Origin of the sequence: Oligoflexus sp. (assembly GCF_035638955.1) — a bacterium.
GTDB lineage: Bacteria > Bdellovibrionota_B > Oligoflexia > Oligoflexales > Oligoflexaceae > Oligoflexus.
Map to the genome: position 1 here is coordinate 84012 of NZ_DASQYZ010000112.1, position 19104 is coordinate 103115.

15 protein-coding genes and 1 pseudogene are annotated in these 19104 nt (G+C 52.7%); 3 read left to right on the forward strand and 13 right to left on the reverse strand.

Annotated features, from left to right (window positions below):
• Positions 1-14 precede the first annotated feature (14 nt).
• The 12 genes from VE954_RS10890 to prfB all read right to left on the reverse strand — a co-directional run bounded on the left by VE954_RS10890 (position 15) and on the right by prfB (position 12870).
• Positions 15-626, reverse strand: coding sequence for a DUF4360 domain-containing protein (locus VE954_RS10890; protein ID WP_324952569.1), 612 nt, complete (start codon positions 624-626; stop codon positions 15-17).
• A 39-nt stretch (positions 627-665) separates the two neighbouring features.
• Positions 666-1268: a sensor histidine kinase gene (locus tag VE954_RS10895; RefSeq protein WP_324952571.1), complete on the reverse strand. Its 603-nt coding sequence runs from the start codon at positions 1266-1268 to the stop codon at positions 666-668.
• Positions 1216-2124 (reverse strand): hypothetical protein, encoded by a 909-nt coding sequence (locus VE954_RS10900; protein ID WP_324952573.1) that lies wholly within the window; start codon positions 2122-2124, stop codon positions 1216-1218. The genes VE954_RS10895 and VE954_RS10900 overlap by 53 nt, the downstream gene beginning before the upstream one ends.
• A 20-nt stretch (positions 2125-2144) precedes the next feature.
• Positions 2145-3077 carry a response regulator gene (locus tag VE954_RS10905; RefSeq protein ID WP_324952575.1) on the reverse strand — a complete coding sequence of 311 codons (933 nt, stop codon included), beginning with the start codon at positions 3075-3077 and terminating at the stop codon, positions 2145-2147.
• An 87-nt stretch (positions 3078-3164) separates the two neighbouring features.
• A complete protein-coding gene (locus VE954_RS10910) occupies positions 3165-3632 on the reverse strand; it encodes a histidine kinase dimerization/phospho-acceptor domain-containing protein (RefSeq protein ID WP_324952577.1) in 468 nt (155 codons plus the stop codon).
• Positions 3633-3644: 12 nt separating this feature from the next.
• Positions 3645-4112: a response regulator gene (locus VE954_RS10915; protein WP_324952579.1), complete on the reverse strand. Its 468-nt coding sequence runs from the start codon at positions 4110-4112 to the stop codon at positions 3645-3647.
• 207 nt (positions 4113-4319) lie between these two features.
• On the reverse strand, positions 4320-4889 hold the full coding sequence (locus tag VE954_RS10920) for a biliverdin-producing heme oxygenase (protein ID WP_324952581.1): 570 nt from the start codon (positions 4887-4889) through the stop codon (positions 4320-4322).
• Positions 4890-4982: 93 nt separating this feature from the next.
• A complete protein-coding gene (locus VE954_RS10925; protein WP_324952583.1) occupies positions 4983-6725 on the reverse strand; it encodes a hypothetical protein in 1743 nt (580 codons plus the stop codon).
• Positions 6691-8199, reverse strand: coding sequence for a SpoVR family protein (locus tag VE954_RS10930; protein ID WP_324952585.1), 1509 nt, complete (start codon positions 8197-8199; stop codon positions 6691-6693). The genes VE954_RS10925 and VE954_RS10930 overlap by 35 nt, the downstream gene beginning before the upstream one ends.
• 2 nt (positions 8200-8201) lie before the next feature.
• Complete coding sequence (locus VE954_RS10935; RefSeq protein WP_349263812.1) at positions 8202-9311, reverse strand: DUF444 family protein; 1110 nt, start codon at positions 9309-9311, stop codon at positions 8202-8204.
• Between the two features lie 27 nt (positions 9312-9338).
• Entirely contained in the window at positions 9339-11402 is a 2064-nt protein-coding gene (locus VE954_RS10940) for a hypothetical protein (RefSeq protein ID WP_324952587.1), read from the reverse strand.
• A gap of 403 nt (positions 11403-11805) precedes the next feature.
• The gene (gene prfB / locus VE954_RS10945) at positions 11806-12870 is read right to left on the reverse strand and encodes a peptide chain release factor 2 (RefSeq protein ID WP_324952589.1); all 1065 of its coding nucleotides are present in this window, start codon (positions 12868-12870) and stop codon (positions 11806-11808) included.
• A 151-nt stretch (positions 12871-13021) separates the two neighbouring features.
• Here prfB and VE954_RS10950 point away from each other — a divergent pair, with 151 nt between their 5' ends.
• The 3 genes and pseudogenes from VE954_RS10950 to VE954_RS44195 all read left to right on the forward strand — a co-directional run.
• Positions 13022-13225 carry a flagellar FlbD family protein gene (locus tag VE954_RS10950; protein WP_324952591.1) on the forward strand — a complete coding sequence of 68 codons (204 nt, stop codon included), beginning with the start codon at positions 13022-13024 and terminating at the stop codon, positions 13223-13225.
• Between the two features lie 58 nt (positions 13226-13283).
• Complete coding sequence (locus VE954_RS10955) at positions 13284-15635, forward strand: tetratricopeptide repeat protein (protein WP_324952593.1); 2352 nt, start codon at positions 13284-13286, stop codon at positions 15633-15635.
• A 1021-nt stretch (positions 15636-16656) separates the two neighbouring features.
• A pseudogene (locus VE954_RS44195) lies at positions 16657-17070 on the forward strand (methyl-accepting chemotaxis protein); the annotation flags it as partial.
• A gap of 435 nt (positions 17071-17505) precedes the next feature.
• On the opposite strand, the gene VE954_RS10965 reads toward VE954_RS44195, so the two are convergent.
• A complete protein-coding gene (locus VE954_RS10965) occupies positions 17506-19026 on the reverse strand; it encodes a ChaN family lipoprotein (protein ID WP_324952597.1) in 1521 nt (506 codons plus the stop codon).
• Between the last annotated feature and the right edge of the window lie 78 nt (positions 19027-19104).

Below are 19104 nucleotides of genomic sequence, written 5' to 3' on the forward strand. Positions count from 1 at the left end.
CAGGCCGATGTCTTTTAGCAGGAACGTGATTTCAAACGCACGCCGAGAATTTGCCACTGGGCCTTGGATTCCTGTTCGCGTGGACCTGTAACCCGGATGGCGCCGTTGACGGTCATCGCGCGATCCGCGCCGCAGGGTTTCCAGATATCACCGGACACGGCACCTTCAAAGGTATTGGTCCAGACGCCATAATAATCGCCATTCAAGGTCTTGGCGAACGATCCGGTCTGACCTTGACCTTCAAAGAACCAGTTGACCGAAACGTTGGCTGCATTCTGGGCGGGCAAATCCGCTTCCACATAGAAGGCAACCGATTCAACGGCATAGGAACGGTTGCTATTTTTAAAATTGATAATAGCTGAACAGTTGCGACGGCTGGCGCTGAGCGAAGTGCCAGGACCGGATGTTGCGGTTTGCGCATCGGCGAATTTCAACCAGAGGATATCATTCTGAACGAGGTAACCTGTGCCCTGGCCGCCCGCACAGCCAGTGCCATTGAACGTCACCGAATCGATGCCGAAGCGCGTGCGACCCACGTCGAGCGGATTGCTCATGTCCAGATCGACTTGAGCCTGAGCAAACGAGGCGTACCCTAAACACAAGGCCAGAGCTGTTAACGTTTTCATAAAGCAATCTCCAATGCTGGGTTTGATCCTGAGTGAAATCTAAGGTAAGTGTTCGGTCAGCACCAGGAGAATTGCATCAAAGTGTTCTGTGGGCAGATGGTTGACAGAGCATGCTTCAGCTATGCGCCTGCACGTAAAATAGAAGGTTGAACCTTCACCGGGTTTGGAGTCGATCCAAATGCGGCCGTGATGGCCTTCAACGAGTTTTTTGACGATGGCCAGACCTGCGCCTGTGCCGCCTCCGTAGGCGCTTTGCGGATGCAGGCGCCGGAAAATCTTGAAAATACTGTCATGAAACCGAGGCTCAATTCCAATGCCATTATCCTGAACCATGAAAACCGGCACAACATCGCCTTCAATGTCCTGATCCCTGCAGGCGATGATGATTTTTTTTGCAGGGCTTTGATTATATTGAATCGCATTGCAGATCAGGTTGTAAAAAATTTCCCCCACGCGTACCGGATTGCAGGACACCGTGGGGAATGTTTGCGGTCTCACGATTTCAACGCGCTCGGCATCCACCATGCTTTGAAGACGAAAGAGAGCGTTGTCCACCACTTCGTTCACATCAGTCGGAACTGTGGCCATATTAAAACGGCCGAGGCGGGCACATTGAAAGAGCGAAGCCGTCAGTCCATCCATGAGCTCGCTCAGTCCCATGATGGAAGACAAGCGCTCCTGGGTTTTGGGACTGAGCCCGCAGATACTGCAAATGCACGGGTGAAAAGCTGCGCAGGGTGGAAAAGCTAAGATCCAGGGGTCGTCCCGTTCGAGGATTGTTCTCGGGCACGATGCGTGATGGAACATAGTCAGCCGTCACGATCAGTCGCAACCAATTCAACGCATAGAGCCGCCTCGCCCGTTCGGGAATATCTCCTGCCGGAAATCTTTGATACAGGTAACTGTCCATCGTCGAGCTGCGGCTTTCGGCGATGACATTGCCGTTCCAGTCGGCATCAAATTTATAAAGATCCACCCGATCGTATCCGCAAAGACGCCGAACCTGGGCCACGACAGCGGCGCAGGCCTCATCGATGGTCCGGGTATTTTGCAGGCTCAGAATGGATTCCCGGACGTTGTGATAATAGGATGGGAAATCGATCATGTCCTGGTGGGCTTTCGGCTCCAGCTCCAGAATCACCGAGACGTCTGAGCGATGGATAATGCCATTAAAAAATTTCAAACTGTCGGTTGTATGAAAGGCCCGTGCGATTGGATTGGTCTTGCGCCAGTTATCGGACTGCAACGCCGCCTGTAAGAGGCCATTGGCTTCGGCTGGCGTCAGAGATTCAATGGACTGCCCGAGCAGGGACTCCGCCGGGCGTTCCAGATGCTCCTGACAATTTTCACTGATTTGAAGTATGACGCCACTGGTCGCATCCAGAGCCAGGAACACACCGTGAGGTTGAATCGAACCCGGTCTATGAATGGGTTCGGTGCTGCAGTTGTCGAGGTCAACCTTATGACAGGATGAGATGGGCGAATGGTTATCCTGCATCGATTTACCCTGGTCTCACGTCAAAGATGTCTTTTTTGATGTTCAGTATGAGTCGTCAGGGTATGCAGCAGGAGGCTCTTATCGATCGGTTTGGTCAGATGAGCCGTACATCCTGCAGCCAATGACTTCTGCATCTCTTCCTGCATCGCATGGGCGGTCAGGGCCACGATGGGAATTTCAACGCCGAGGCTGCGGAGTTTGCGCGTCGCGGAATAACCATCAAGGATCGGCATCTGCATATCCATGAGAATGGCATCATAAGGATGGCTTGTGCCTTCCTGAACGGCGAGTTCGCCATCACTCACCGTCGTCACGGAAGCCCCGCTGCGTTGCAGTATGCGCTTAATCAAAAGCTGATTGTCTTTCGAATCATCGGCGACCAGTATCTTCATGTCACTCAATGGCAAGCCGGTCTGCTCCACAGGGGCGCTCGGTTTTTCAACAGTGATGGACGTCTGCGTGCTGAGCATGCGGCCTGATTCAATGGTTATCAGGAAGGTGCTGCCAACGCCCGCTGTGGATTCCACAAGCTCCACATCGCCGCCAAGGGTTTGCGCCAGGGCCTTGGATAAGGCCAGACCCAATCCGGTTCCGCCGAAGCGTCTGGTGGTGCTGGCGTCTTCCTGGTGAAAAGGCTTGAACAGATCCTTGCTCTCGCTGATGCCAATGCCGGAATCGACAATTTTAAAGGCCAGCAGGGCTGATTGCTCGGGCCGTTGAATCATATCGACCGATAGACGAATGCCACCTTTTTCAGTGAACTTCACGGCATTGCCGACGATGTTGATCAGAATCTGCCGCAAGCGTTTGGGATCAGAAAAAACCACGGCAGGCACCCGCGGGTTGATCGAGCTGGTGATCTCGATCGCCTTTTCCTGAAGCTTCATCTCGAACGAGGTGGTGATGTCATGAATCACTTCAAAGATATCAAAGGATTTCTTTTCGATTTCCATATGACCTTCCTCGACCTTCGACAGATCCAGGATATCATCGATCAGGCGAGCCAGTTCCTGGTCGTTCTTGATGATGCGCTGCAGAAACTACCCCTGCTCGTCCTTGCTGGTCTCCATAGGATTCAGCAGTAGATCTGCATAACCCAGCATGACTCCGAGAGGGGTCCTGATCTCATGGCTCATATTAGCCAGAAAAGTGGACTTGGCGCGATTGGCTGCTTCGGATCGCTGCGTTTGAGCGAGGAGGCTATTCTCTTTCCGTTTCTGTTCGGTAATATCCATCAGGATACCGATGATGCGTTGCACCGTCCCGTTGCCATCGAAATAGGCTTTGCCTTTGAGGTCAATCCAGGCTTCGCGCGCCTTCAACCGAAACTCCACCGCGTAATCAACGGATGCTGACAGCGTGCTCGTCGGATTGATGATGGACTGCTGGAGATTTTCCAGATCGGCATCAGCCACCAAAGCAAAGAATTCATGGCTGCTGAGATCGAGTGCACCCTGCAGGCCGAGGGCTTCTGAAGAGCGGGGGCAAAAGGTGAAACGATTTTCCAAAGGCCTACAATCTCAGGTGCCGACGCGCGTCGATTCCATGGCCAGACGCAGGCGCTCCTGCGCATCACTGAGTTCCTGCGCGGCTTTCACGTGAGCCTCGCGCAGTCGCTTATTTTCGAGTGCGTCCCGGGTGGCAGATCCCAGGCGAGTCAGTGAGTTTTTGGACAGGAAATCAGCGGCGCCTTTTTTCAAGGTTTGGGCCGCGCGATCTTCTGTGATAGCGCCGCTGATGATGATAAATGGAATATCCTTGCCAGAGGCACGCAAAAGATCAAAGGCATCAAAGGAATCGAAGTCAGGCAACTTATGATCGCTGATAATCAGATCAAAATCGTCTTCCAAGGCTTTGATGAAGTCTTTGCGGGAGTATACGTTGGTGAAGTCGACAATTTCATACTCGTCTTTCAGCGCACGGACGATGGCTTCGACGTCGAACTCGAAATCTTCTACAAGCAGAACTTTGATTTGGGAAGGTTTCACCGTCGATTCCTCGCGTGTCTCATGCTGCCGGAATGAAAGATCTTAGGATATGACGCAAGCCCTCCATCTTGTCAATCTGTGGGAAAAATCCTGCACCCCTTCGTAGCATAGCAATGCCGGGAGTAGGGGAAGTCATAGCGCGGTGTTGAGGGGATGCACAGATGCACAGGAGTGAGGCCGAACCGAGGATATGGGATGCAAATCCACTCACGTATCCAGCCAAGTTGTCAGATCAAGAAACGAATTTTTTGCAGCTTGAATCATGACGTCATCGGCTCCGGAATTTTCAGAGAATTGCATCAGCGCCTTCCGGGTTTCTTTCCACCGTTGACCCACATGCGCTCCATAACTTGAGAAAAAAGCGAGGCCCTGATCGGGGTTTAAATGCAGCGTGTCGGACAGATGGCGTGCGATGACCTGACCACCCAGAGTGGATCCTTCCAAAACATAAAATGCACCGAGGGCGCTGGCGTCGTCCTGTAACCAATCAGGAGTCGGGGCATGCACGAGTCTGGCGATCGGTCCATTGAGATAGGTTAAATCCTGCAGAATCCAGGGCGTTTTGAGGCGTTCTGAAAAGTCGATGCCAAGATCGGGCCACATGGTGCGGCGGGCCAGCAGGGGCTCCAGCACCTGATAAAAGCCAAAAAATTTGCAGAGGATATGCTGATAATGCTGACGTGAAACCTGGGGGCTCATCAGCTGCACCATCAGGGGATGATGATCCAATCGCTCATGGTGCGGGCTGGTTTCAAGGCGCAAACGGTTCAGTATCATAATGACCTCAGCAAAAGATCCGGATAACCGGCTTTTTTTGCCAAGGTGCCGTGGCTTGCGTCGTCTGTCAATGTCGGTTGGAGGGATCGGCTGTTATAGCCGCATGCGACCGGCGAGGCCGATGCGTATATTGCTGATATCGATGGCGCCCTTACTCAGATTCCAGCTGCCTGTGCTATAGCCCACCATGCCACCCCATTCCCAATCCTGGGCCTTCTCGCGGCGGATGATATTGGCTTCGAGATCGAGGGTCAAACTGTCACCAATCCTGCGCTTTTTACCCAGGACGCCGACTTCACCGATGTCGATCGGGGTCAGACGTCCACTGATATCGTAATCAAAGTTCTGGGCCATGCTGATAACATGATAAGACCCCTGCAAATGCAGGGAAGGACCAATGGAAACGGCGTCCCAGCCGCCCAATTTTTCGCCTGTGATGGCCAGGCTTTCAAAACTGATCAGGGCTCCCACCATCACGCGATCGAGGCTCGGCATCATCGGTGTGCGCAGCGGCAGACGATAGAGCGGTTCAAACCCCAGGCCGAAGCCAAAATAAGTACCATTCTGAGTGGAGCCAAAGCGCACATGGGCACGGGCCACACCTTCCACTTCGGGTGTCATGTCCTGACTTGCGGCCAGATCCACGCGATTGAGCAGATAGACAGGAAATTCATTGGTGGCCTTGGCGGCTCCGGCCACCGAAAAACTTTCATTCTGACCCTGAAAATCCACTGTTTTGAAGGCGATGGGCAGCATGTCGCCCTCGGCGTTCGCAGATTCAGGGTCGGACGGCATGACCGGATTTGGGGCCGGTACAGGCGCGGGAGGAAGAGGTGCCGGCTCAGGTCGGGTCTCAGCCTTGGTGTCGACTTTATTTTCGGCCACGCGAGGCGGCTCTGTGCGACCTGGTTCAGGCACAGCTCCCCGAATGGGTCGTGCTTCCACCAGCGGACTATCCGGTGTCACCGGCGTATAGAAAGGCTCATCCTTGGCTTTCTGCTGGAAGGCCCGCCGTGTGGCAATCGCTTCCACCTTGGCGCCATCTCCGACGCGAATGGCATCAGAGTAGGACAGTGCGGTGATCTGAGCAATCCCACTGTGCGTTTTGCTTTCAATCACCTTGGCCTTGCCCAATAATTTTTGATTAAAATTCAACCACGAACCATCAGCCGGGTGCTGCGTGCGCACATCGGTCTGATAAAAATTAAGATCATCACCTTCAAAGATATTCTGCTCTTTGCCACTCGACAGGGTCAGATAGCGGCCCTGAATCGAAGTCACATACACATCCACCGGGAAGCGGTTCAGCATGCGAAACAGGAGATTCTGCAGCCTTTGATCCACGTCCGCATCGGTGGCTGCCAGGAGCCAGCTGAAGGGCATGGTTTCGCTTTCGGTCAGATAGTTGCGCATGCTCGGATGCAAAAGCCGGACGGTCCAGCGCATGGTATCGCCCTGGCCTGTCACGGTGAGATTGATCATCGCATCGATCTCATATTCTTCGGCCAGCTGCTGACGACCTTCGGGCGTGGACCAAAGGTCAGCGGTCAGCACATCATTGCCGAAGACAAAACGCTTGGAGTCGCGAACGATTTTGGAAAAGTTCGCGTCGATGTGCTTTTTGCTTTGGGTCAAACGATGGGATTCCGGAAAGCTGCCTTGCCAGTAAACCGGCATGATCGCGACCTGGCGAATATTGGGCAAACGGGTGCCCGAAGACTCCACTGCGAAGAGGGAATCCCGAGGACCGGGCAGGACCAGCACCGGGCCGCAGCCCAGCACCAGAAGCCATTGTACGAACTTAGATCTTTTCCACATTGTGGCTGGAGCCGTCATAAGAAACCCGCCGTTTGACGTCTTCGATGATCGTCTCGATATGAACTGGCCGCTGCCAGACCTTGAAGAGATTGCGCAAGCATTCGGTGGTGAATTCATGCTTAAGATCGGTACCTTCGTGCTGATGTTCAAGCAGGAGTTCATTGCGATTCTTAAAGTTCCCATCCTTGACGAGGATGATGGGTTGGCCAAAGTTGGTCAGCTGGCCCAGGAGAGAGTGTTTAATTTCCCCGAACTTGCGATTGGTGATCACATAGCGATTGTTCCGCCGATCATAGTCATAGAGGAACATTTTCTGCTCGTGGCAGAAATCTTCATCCAGGAACGCATCGATGAACGTGATATCGTTATGGACCTTGCGGACTTCCATGAGCTTCTTATCACCGAGGCCCAGCTGCTTGTCCCACTCGGATCGTTTTTTCGGATCCTCGCAGTTCACGTAGTCGATCCCGAACTGTCCCTTGTCCCATCGTCTCTTGATATGACGCAGAAGTTCAAGGCCCAGTTTATACGGATTGAGCTGGCCAGGAGCAGCGGCGATGACCCCGGAATGCTGGTCGCAGTAGTCGATGATTTCCGAATCCTGCAAGGGGTGCAGTTCCGTCATCATCCGGCTATGCCAGTAGGTAGCCCAACCTTCGTTGAGAATCTTGGTCTGACCCTGGGGCGCAAAATAGTAGGCCTCATCCCGGACGATGCCCAGCACCCGCTTTTGCCAGCTATTAAGGGGGGCATATTCCAAGAGGAACTTCAGGACATCGCGCTCAGGATTTTCAGGGAAATTCTTTTTGCGCTTGGCCTTCTCTTCCTGCTTTTGCTTCTGGCCTTCCAGAAACTCATTCGGGTTGATGTAGCTGTCCATGTATTTTCTACTGGACGTGAGCTTATGCACGGGCTCGCCGCGATAGTGCTCGGTTTCATCCTCGTAGTTGGCTGGTGTCACATTGCGGGCGGCCTGGTTGAAGGGCGCATAGATATCGATCAGATTTTCCAGCGACAGACAGCAGTCGATGTAATCCTCGACCTCATCATGGCCGACGTCCTCGATGAAACGCCGAATGACCGAGGCATGGTTGGCCATCTGATCCAGCATTTTCCGATTGGTCTTGGTGAACCAGTAGTTGTTCTTGAAGAAATCGCAGTGACCGAAGACGTGGGCAATCACCGTCTTCTGCGAAACCATGTTGTTGGCGCGCAAAAGGTAGGCGTAACAGGGATCGTTATTGATCACCATTTCATAGATCACCGACAGGCCATAGGTGTAGCTCTTGGAGAGACGTTCGTAGTCCATCCCAAAGCGCCAGTGCGGGTAGCGGGTGGGGAAACCGCCATAGGCGGCGATTTCATTCAGCTGCTTATAGTCGACGAGCTCGAAAATCGTTTCAAAAAAATCCAGTCCTGCGCGCCGGGCGGCTTCCTGAATGGAGGCGGCCAGATCACGCAGCTCGGGAGTTAATTGGGTGTTGTGAACCATGCTTACCTCCCCTTGCCGAGAAAGATCTTCAAGGCATCCATGATGGCGTCACGGTCTTTGATCTGACACGTGGTGATGCCTTCATTGGTTTCACCAAAATGCTTATGCAAATCCCGCAGAAACTGACCCGAACCATAGCGGGACTCCACCTGGCCGTAACAGAACATATTGGAAATCGGCAAAAGGCTGCTTTCAAGGATTTTCATGCAATCCGCGGTGTCATTGCCCGACCAGTTGTCACCATCCGAGAAGTGAAACAGATAGATGTTCCATTCATGCGGATTGAAGTTATCCTCGATCAATTTCATGGCCAGTTTATAGGCCGAGCTGATCAGGGTACCGCCTGATTCCTTGGTCTTGTAGAACGTATCGGAATCCACTTCGCGCGCGGTCGCATCATGGATGATAAAGCGGCGCTCAAGGCCGTTGTACTGTGTGCTGAGCCAGGTATCGAGCCAGAACGCGGTCAAACGTACGATTTCCTTCTGCTCATCACCCATGGAGCCGGACACGTCCATCATGTAGACGATGACCGCGTTGGCGACTTTTTCATGGGTGATGCGATAGGAACGAAAGCGCTTGTCTTCTTTGACCGGGATGATGACCGGATTATCGGGATCATAATCACCGGTGGAAATACTGCGTCGCAGCGCTTCCTTGAACGTTCTTTTGAAGTGACGCAGCGACTCGGGACCCTTCTTCAGGATGCCCGAGTACTTGTACTTCTTGTCCTCGATGTTTTCCTTGCCCTTGTTTTGGATGTTCGGCAGAGCGAGTTCTTCACCCAGGATCTGGGCGAGCTCTTCCAGCGTGACATCCACTTCCAGGCTATGCTGGCCTTCGCCTTCCCCAGCCTGGCCTTGACCTGGCTGCGGTTGACCTTGGCCAACGGTATCACCGACTTCGCCATCACCCTGTCCGACGCCACCTTTTTCCCGATTGCCGAAGCTGAAATGGGGGATGTCGATACGAGGCAGAGGGATGGTAATGCGTTTATTTCCCTGGCGACCGACAAGGTCGCCACTGGAAATGAAACGCCGGAGTTCTTTTTTTATCTTGCCACGGACGATTTTTCTGAACCGGTTGAGATCCGATTCCATTTTCATGGCCAAAAATCACCCCCATCTCCGGCTTAGATCTTATTTCTTATCTTTCTTCACCACATCACCGCGCGCGAACACACTGGCCACAAAGCCCAGGGCATCGGTCGCGCAGATCTCGCAGTAGCCGTAGTTCTTGATAAGACGGTTTTTGACCACATCGATCTTGGCTTGAGCTTCCTTGTCGACCACGTTGGAGACCAGACTGGTAAGTTTGATCGTATCCTTCTGATCTTCAAAGAGCTTGAGTTCAAGAGCTTTATGCAGACGCTCGTTGGTACGGAAGTCAAAGGCGCGGCCATCGAGAGCCAGAGCACCGATGTAATTCATGATCTCGCGACGGAAGTCATCCTTGCGGGAGTCAGGAATATCGATCTTCTCTTCGATGGAACGCATCAGGCGTTCATCAGGCTCTTCGGCTTCACCAGTATAAGGGTTTTTGACCTTTTCTTTCTGGGTGAACGCTTTCACGTTGTCGATGTAGTTGCCGCAGAGTTTATCGATGGCACTTTCATCGGCCGAGATCGCGCGTTGCACTTCGTGCTTCACGATGTCTTCGTATTCCATCTTAACCAGAGCCAAAAGCTCGCGGTAACGCTTACGGGTTTCTTCATCCTTGATCAGAGAGTGGGTTTTCAGGCCCGACTCCATTTCATTCAGGATGATGAAGGGATTGAGGCAGCCGTTGCCTTTGTCCACGACCAAAGCGTTGGAAATTTTATCCTGGATATAACGTGGACTGATACCGTCCATGCCTTCACGCGTCGTTTCCTTGCGCAGTTCCTTGACGTTATCTTCGGTGAATCCAGGTATGGACTTGCCGTTATAAAGCTTCAGTTTCTGCATGATCGTAAGGTTGGCCTTCTTCGGCTCTTCCAGACGAGTCAGGATCGACCACATGGACGCCATTTCCAGCGTGTGTGGCGCGATATGGATATGCGGTACCGTCTTGGCGTTGAAGTCCTTGCGGTAGATTTCCACTTCGCGATTCAGACGCGTGATATAGGGAACGTCGATTTTTACAGTACGGTCACGGAGAGCTTCCATGAACTCGTTGCTTTGCAGTTTGCGGTATTCCGGTTCGTTGGTGTGACCGATGATCACCTCATCGATATCCGTTTGCGCAAATTTCTTGGGCTTGATCTTGTGTTCCTGACTTGCAGTCAGAAGATCGTAGAGGAACGCCACGTCGAGCTTAAGAACTTCGACGAATTCAATGATCCCGCGGTTGGCCACGTTGAACTCACCGTCAAAGTTGAAGGCGCGTGGATCGGAATCCGAACCGTACTGCGCGATCTTCCGATAGTTGATGTCACCCGTGAGTTCCGTGGAATCCTGGTTCTTCTCGTCTTTCGGCTGGAACGTGCCTATACCGATCCGGTCCTGCTCGGACAGGATCATGCGGCGAACCTGGATGTGCTTATTGACCACTTTTTCCCAGTCGCCGTTGTACTGCTCCATCAGCTTGTTATAGACATACCGACATGCTGGACAGAGGTCCCCTTCGATATGCACAGCTTCGGCGCGATCCCGGTTTTTATTCAGGATCTCCAGCACCGCGTTGCGGCGTTCCGTGGGAACGAGATGCAGCGGCTCTTCGTGCATCGGGCAAGGCATGACCTCTTCCATCGACAGCACGTCGCCGAGTCCGATCCAACTGTAGGTATATAGCGAACCCGCATCCGTGCGTGAATACGCCTGCAGACCTTTTTTCAGAAGGCGCGCGATGGTGGACTTTGCCGAGCCAACCGGTCCGTGCAGAAGGATCACGCGTTTTTCTGGTCCGTATTTTTGAGCACCGGCCTTGAAGACATTCACTAATTTGTTCAGATGAATGTCGAGCCCGAATACGGCGTCACGGCCGTTATCGAACGGGTCATCGAAAAACTTCCAATGATACAATTCTTTCTTGTACTCGTTGTAAGTTTCAAAACCGTAATCGGCAATCATATCGTACACGCGTTGAAAGGCGGTGCGAGCGATCGCTGGGCGCTCAATAACCATGTTCAGATACTCTTTGAGGCTACCCGTCCAGTGCAGTGTCTTGTACTGATCATGAAATTCATGTTCTGTGATGGCGCTGATGATCTTGCTGGCATCCATGCTAGCCCCTCGCTGGTAGTGAACGATGTCGCTGCCCTAATCATAGGTCCTGATAGATAACGGAAGCATAAACCGAAGCATCTGGCAACTTTTTGAAGCGCCTTGTTCGATCCCCGTCCGCCATCCATCGAATTTTTGCTGTATATGAGTGGGTGTCCGGCTTTCTCTTATTAGGATATCGGGGAAAATAGGGTAAGTCAAAAAATGTTTTGGAAGACTGGTATCTTGCATACACTCCGGAGGGAAGATATGGACCTTTTTTCATGAGAACTTGATAAAATCGCAATTTTTGCAAAAAAAGGTGGAAAAGGCTGGAAAAACGGCCCCCCGGCGGTCGGGGGGAGGTGGGGTAGGTCAGGCGAAACCGTCAGGCCGTTTACGGCCCTGCTGACCCTCATGTCACTTACTCACCAGGCGTCTTATACTGCTGACCCAAAAACTCGTTGATGAACGTATCGATGGAACCGTCCAGCACTTCATCCGGAGCGAACGATTCGTGATCGGTGCGATGATCCTTAACCAGTTTATAGGGATGCAGAACGTACGAACGAATCTGGCTGCCGAAAGACACATCGCTTTTGTTGCCTTCCACCACAGCCTGGGCCGCTTTGCGGGTTTCCAGCTCGCGCTCGTAGAGGCGTGACTTCAGGATTTTCATGGCCTGATCACGGTTTTGATGCTGCGATCTCTGTGTCTGACAAGCTACGACGATACCTGATGGCATGTGAGTGATACGAACAGCAGAGTCGGTACGGTTTACGTGCTGACCACCGGCGCCGGATGCGCGATAGGTATCGATTCTAAGATCCGAGTCGACGATGGTGATTTCAATATTGTCATCCACAATCGGCGAAACATAGACCGATGCAAAAGAGGTATGACGTCTTGCGTTGGAGTCGTAAGGACTGATGCGCACCAAACGATGAACACCGGATTCGGCTTTGAGCAAACCAAACGCGTAAGGCCCGCGCACTTCAATCGTCGCACTCTTGATGCCCGCTTCGTCCCCGTCCTGCAGGTCATGCACTTCAGTTTCCCAGCCCTTGCGTTCGGCATAACGCAGGTACATACGAAACAGCATGGACGCCCAGTCACAGGATTCAGTTCCACCTGCGCCTGAGTTGATCGTCAAAATTGCATCATTGCCATCCACTTCACCGCCAAGCAGACTCTGAATTTCCAGCGCCTGCAGCTCTTTTTCGAGCAGTTCGAGGAGACGCACCGATTCGCCGATATATTCCTCGCTGCCTTCTTCGGCCAGTTCCAAGGCAGCATTCAAATCGTCACGGGTCGACGTCAAAACCTTTGCCCGATTGACGGCCAATTCCAGCGCCCGCTTTTTCTTCAGAATAGGAGCAGACAGCTTGGGGTTGGACCAGAAATCAGGTCGGGCTTCTATTTCAGCTTCGATGTCTTCCAGCTCAGATTTCTTGCTAGGGACGTCAAAGAAACCTCCATACACGATCATATTTCGTCGAGGCATCTTTGGCGCGGGTATTGAGGGCGTCTATTTGCATATTAGGATTCTCCAATGAGGGACGCTTGACGGTCAAAGACCGACGAAACTACCATAGTTCCCAGACATCCGCCACTGCCAGGCTGCCGCGAAAGGGTTCATCATGATACTTCTGACTAAGCTCGATCAGCAAAAGGTCCTCATCAATTTGGAAACAGTCAAATATATCGAGGCCGTTCCCGATACGATTATCTTTTTTACCAACGGGGATTCAGTCATGGTTTTGGAATCCATGGAAGCCATCTCCCAAGCCGTAGTGGAATACCAGGCTGCCGTATTTCGCCATTCCATACCCGCCAGCCCTTGAGCTTTCGGCATTTTCTGCCGAACAATCCTGCGACCTTCAGAAACAAGGAAGCGGGAACTTGGGTCTTTCCATCAAAAAATTAGCGCTTATCCTGTCCGCCGTGGGCGTTGCAGGTGGGATGGCGTTTGCCAGGAAGGGCCCTAAACCGGCGCCGAAAGAGGACCCCAGGACTGAAATCTATGAACGCTCGGCCGACAGCATCATCAAAAATTTTATGTTCGTCGGGGACTTTAACCTCAAAGAGGACACGCGACCGAACAGTCATGAAGTGTTTTGGCGCTATCCGTCGACCCTGCCCAAGGTCACCTTCGAACTGGATATGAATCCTGAGTTCGACAGCGAGGCCATGCGTGCTGACTTTCCGGCTACGCAAGGGGAGGGACGGGCCTTCCAGCATATGAACCGCGGTCGTGTCCTGTTTCTGGAAGGGAATGTGGAGGAAGCGCGCAAGACCTGGCTCAGTGGTCGCGCTCGTTACGGACGTAATTATGCCGCGCATCGACGCACGGATTATTTCATTGCGCAGGCCTTTATGTATCAGGGCTGGGCGAATTGGAAAGACTCCGGCAAGAAATATGATCATCCCGAGGTGCGGCAGAGTTTTGTGAATGCCACCACCTTTCTTGCCTGGGCTTTTGATCGTAAAAAGGACATCCCCGATGCCTTGCTCGAACGGGTTTCGCCGCGGGCCTATTACAACCAATCGGTGATTTATTTTAACTATGAACGCTGGGCGGGGGTTTCCGGATCGCTCACCAACGGCCTCGACTTTTTGCGGCGTACGGGTCGCAAGGAATACCGCCGCGAGATGCATCGCATGATGGCGGAAATTCACATCCGCAACCGATCTTATTTGGAAGCTGTCCAGGAACTCGACATGACCCTCCGTCAGGATGAAGATACAGCCAGTTCCGCAGCCATCTTCGCCCGGATTGGCGATATCTACTATGATTTGAATAACTTTGAACTGGCTGAAGAGGTCTATGCCGCGGCCAATAAGATCAATCGTGAACTGAATGAGATCCGCCCTTCGCAATACGTTCTGCGTGGCGAATCCCTGTTCTGGTTGGGCCGTTTCGAGGAAGCGCGCAAGACCATGCAGTACGCGCTGCAGGCCGCGGGTCTGCCGCAGTCCGTGGAAGAGCTTGATACCAACATGCAGGCCCTGGCCAGCCTGCGGATCGCCGATACCTGGCTCGCCACCAAAAACTATGAAAAAGCCCGTCTGAGCTACTTCCAGCATGGACAGGAATTCCGTGGGCACGTGACGGCCAATTTTGCAAAAATTCGCCTGGCCTGTTTGGAGCTGCCTGAATACGAAGGCAATAACATTCGCCATGCCCGGCAGATGCTCGAGGAACTCAAAGGTCAGAATGATATCATTCCCCCCCAGGCGCAGGAAATGGCCTGGACCTGCGAGACCGCATCCTATGCCCAGCACGAACGCACTCCGGAGATGGTGGAGCGGGTGCGGGCCTTTGCGCAGCACTATCCCAACTCCGATTTTCTACAGAAGCTCGTCGAGCCGGTGCGTGAAGTGCAATCGCTCAAGATTGAAGATTATTTTAAGGCGGGCGATATCTATGGAGCGGTGCAGTTCTTCGAAAAAACCCGGACCTACCTCTTTCCCGTTGTGAACGAGAAACTGGCCAACCGACTGTTCGCAGCCTATGCTGAAATCAATCAGGCGGAACGGGCCCGGGAGTTCTTCGATACCTTTGAAAAAAGCAGAATGAATGAACTGGGTCTTTTGCAGCTGGCTGCGGTCATGGTCGATCTGATCGACAGGACTCAGGGCAAAGAGCAGGAGGGTTGGATCAAGCGCAATCGGGCGCTGGCCCGCGAACTCGAAAAGCTCGACATGTTTCTGCCGCTGGAAAATCGCGTGCGACTCTACCTGCATCGCATCATCAATCATAAGGAAGGCTCGGAACATTATCCGTGGATCCTGGCGCTCGGCCTGAAGTGGGTTGAGGATGATGTTTCCATCGGCTGCGATATCGTCTATCCGATGCTGCAGAAAATTCAGGACAACGAGAAAATTCGCAGCCGCTTTGCCGTTCAGCGTACCACGGCCTTCTTCATCGATTCCAGTTTGAAGGATCTTTTACGCTTTGAAACCAACTGTGCCTATTCCCTGATGGAATTCGAACTGGATATGCACAAGGGGGCTATTTCGGAGCTGGCCCAACGCTATCTGAAACGGGATTACATCCCCTTCAATCCCATGAGCGCCGCCATCCTTTGGCACGTCGCGGAAGAGGCTCATGCCCAGCGTGATTCCGCCTCGGCTGTGGCTCTTTGGAAGCTGCTCACCACCAAGGGCGGGCCTGAAATTCCCGAAGTCCGCTATGCCCAAGGCCGCCTGAATGTGCAGCCGACCGAAACGGAAAATCTTTGGCAGAATTGAGCTTTTGACAAGAAACCGGCTGAAGCCCTGTGATCCCACATCCTGCCCGTCCCACTTTTAAGCCAAGCCATGGAAAGAATTAAAGAATGAACCGCCAGCGCCGATGCACATTCTGAACTCGGCTCTTTTTCGTTACGAGCGAAGGGATAATGTTATGTCGAGGTTATTCAAAGATCCCCTGATTGTCGCCGCGCTGGCCACCTTGCCCGCTGCAGCCATAGGGTTTTCCTCTGTGATCGAATTTCAGAGCTTCGTCGCACCCCTGCTGGCCGGCCTTCTCTGGGTCCTTGTCGTCATGCAGGCCTTCAGCAGCCGAAGCGTCGAGGAACCGAAAGGGAATGACGACGCCGAGGAAATGCAGCGCCTGCATATGGAACTGCAAACCGCGACGGATAAAGTCGATCGCATTGCCGAAAAGAAACTCGTTCTGCTGAAGAACAATCTCGATCGAAAGTATTCGCTCGACAAAAGCTCGCTTGAAACCGCTCTGAAAGAGCTGGAGATCGATAATAACCGCCTGCGTGTGCAGCTCGGTGAACGCAATTCAGACCTGGCCAATATCCGGGTGCAGCTGAACGATCTTAAAGTGGAACTGGAAGGCCATCGTGAGCGCCTCAGCCGTCCGGGTAACAATGATGAAGCCGTGAAGCAAAATGAGCGGATTCGGCAGCTGCAGTCGCATCTGAGCGAGCGGGATGAGCATCTGGCCGCCCAGGAAAAGCTTCTGCGGCATATTCTGGGTCTGGTTCCCACCATTCAAAAGCAAATGTCCGCTGTGATCGAACACACCGAAACCTCGGCTATTGAGATCGGTGACAAGGTTCGCTCCATCTATGAAAAAGCCCAGGAGCATCTGGCAGAATCCAATGAGATCAACAAGCAGTTCTCCGGCAACCTTGGCAAAACAGAAGACGAGGAAAAACTCTCGCTGTCCGGTGTGATTTCGGTGGCTCTGAAATTGCTCCAGGAAATGACCGACATGCTGGATGAAAACGGCAAGCTCAATTTGCACTTTTCGCAGTCCATCCAGGCGATCCTGGAAAATACCGCGACCATCAACAAGATCACCGAAGATATCCAGTACATCTCGGATCAGACCAACCTTTTGGCTCTGAACGCGGCCATCGAAGCCGCCCGTGCCGGTGAGCATGGCCGTGGTTTTTCGGTCGTTGCCGAGGAAGTGCGGAAGCTGTCCGACCGAACCAATCAGGCGTCCAATGATATTACCCAGATCGTGGGCAAGGTGAATGATTCCATTGAAGCGATATCGAAGTCTCTGATTGATAACCGCAGTAAAACCGAAAGCAAGAAGGACAGCGTGGACAAGGCTGTGAAATCCCTTCTGCAGACTGCGCGGGAATCCACGGCCGTGTTCTCCAAGCTGGTCGATTCGTCCGTTATCAGTTCGCAGAGCGTCGCCCACAACATTGATCAGATTATTTTGAGTCTGCAGTTCCAGGATATCACGCGTCAGGAAATTGAAGCCGCTGTGGTTCCGATCCGTCAGATCTCGAGTCTGGCCGAAGAAATGGTAACCAAGCTCAGCATGCTGAGTACGGACAATGTCCATGAAAGGCCCATGAAAATGGCAGCCGGACAGGATTTTGCTCCCCCCATGGCGACCCGATCCTCGCCCTCCCCAGCCTCACGGCAGCCACCGACCTTGAGTTTTGACGATCCGCCCATGGGAGCCTCCGATCTGAAAGGCACCACGTCGGTGAAAAAGCAGGACAGCAAGGCTGGCGAAGTTCTGGTGTTTGATACGCCGGAAGAGAAAATGAAAAAGGACGCCACGCCGGGCGCGAAGGAAGAGGAAGCTGAAGATCAAAAAGGTGCTGAACGCGGGGATGTGCTGCTCTTCTGATCCCGCTTAGGCCACCTGAGGCCGCTGATCCAAAGGAAACATCTCGAGCATCGACTGGAGATTACCTTTGAAGACGCGGCGCAGATCCTCCTCCAGTCGAGGAGCCTCGCCCAAAACCAGTCTCTGAAAGATTTCGGCTCCCAGATACTCACCGATAAGGCGACTCAATCCAAAATCCTGCTGCTTATCCTTCTCATTCCAACGAGAAAGATCTTCGAGCATGCTTTCGGGATGCCGCAGAATATCCAGGCCTACCGCGGACGCGCGCGGACGCCTTGGATTCATGATGGAAGCCGTCAGCGTTCCACAGATCTGTCTTTCGATACGCTCGACAAAATTCAGACGTCTTTCGCGTTTTGATGCCTGCAACGCGTCGTAAAGATAGAATCCAGCGATTTCTGCAAAGCGATTGATACTGGGTTCCCGGATCAGCGCTGTCCCAGATGGACTGAAATAGGCGAAGCCATCCATCTCGCAACGGCGTTCAGCAGCCAAAAGTTCAGCCCGCGTCAGTTTTAATTTGGCTTTGATGTAACTGCTGGTGGCTTTGTCGGGTTTGATATGCAAAAAGAAATTTGAAAGATCGGTGGTATTGAGGTTCAAACCCATGAATTGGTTCAAAGCCTTGAGTATATGGAGAAGCTGGTAATCAAAATCGTATTGGTGTTCCGTATAGAGATCAAAATCGTCCCCAGGGAATCCATCCCAGCTGGCGTGAAATTCCTCCCACATCGCCAGCGACTGCCACTTGATCCAGGGCGCCGTATTCAGCACGCAGAAAAAATCCTGATCCAGCTGCAGGTAATCCGTGCTCTCGCTGGGCAGGCCTTTTAAACCAAAGGCATAGTCATCGATATTATTGACGACACGAACCGTTTTAATAGCACGACTTAGGTGCGCGAGCAGGTGTTGATCCGCCAGATGATATTCACCAATCAGGCAGAGACACAGATGCTCTGGATTTTTCGCGGTCCATTCATTCAGAATATCGGCAGCAAAGGCATCACGTCGGGTCAAACGATTCGGTGTATCGAATTGCGAGTTGATGCCGCAGATCTGTATGCCTTGCTCAGCGCAAAAAGCCACGATGGGTTGATAATTTTCCCAAGGGAAACCCCATTTGTTGTGGTAGTCGATACGCTTGAGGAATTTGTCTTCGGGCAAACGGCCAGCCAGAAACTCGTCGATGGCAGGCTGATCCTCGGCATTGAAAATTTCCAGCGCCACCATCAGGGGACGCCCTGGTTCGCGACTGCGCAGATGCCGCAAGATCCTGAGAAAGCCGCGTTGTGATTGCCTCAAGGTATGGAAGTCACCAAACAGCATGAGATGCGCTGAAGTCATGCACGTCGCCAGCTGATCAATGCTGCTCGACACCCACGTCGATGGCAACGAGGCCTGAAAGTTGCGAGAATAAGCGGCAATTTCCGCAGTATTCATGGAAGTAATATGCTGCGTCGCTTGAATCGCATGCTGATAGAGATCCTGATGAAAGGACTGTAACTTATGCAATGCACTGCTCGGCACAGCGAACCTCAAACGTAGGGAAAGGTAGGCCGGTGAACCGGCTTTATCACTTTAAGATGGGGCGTGGAAGCTCTAAAA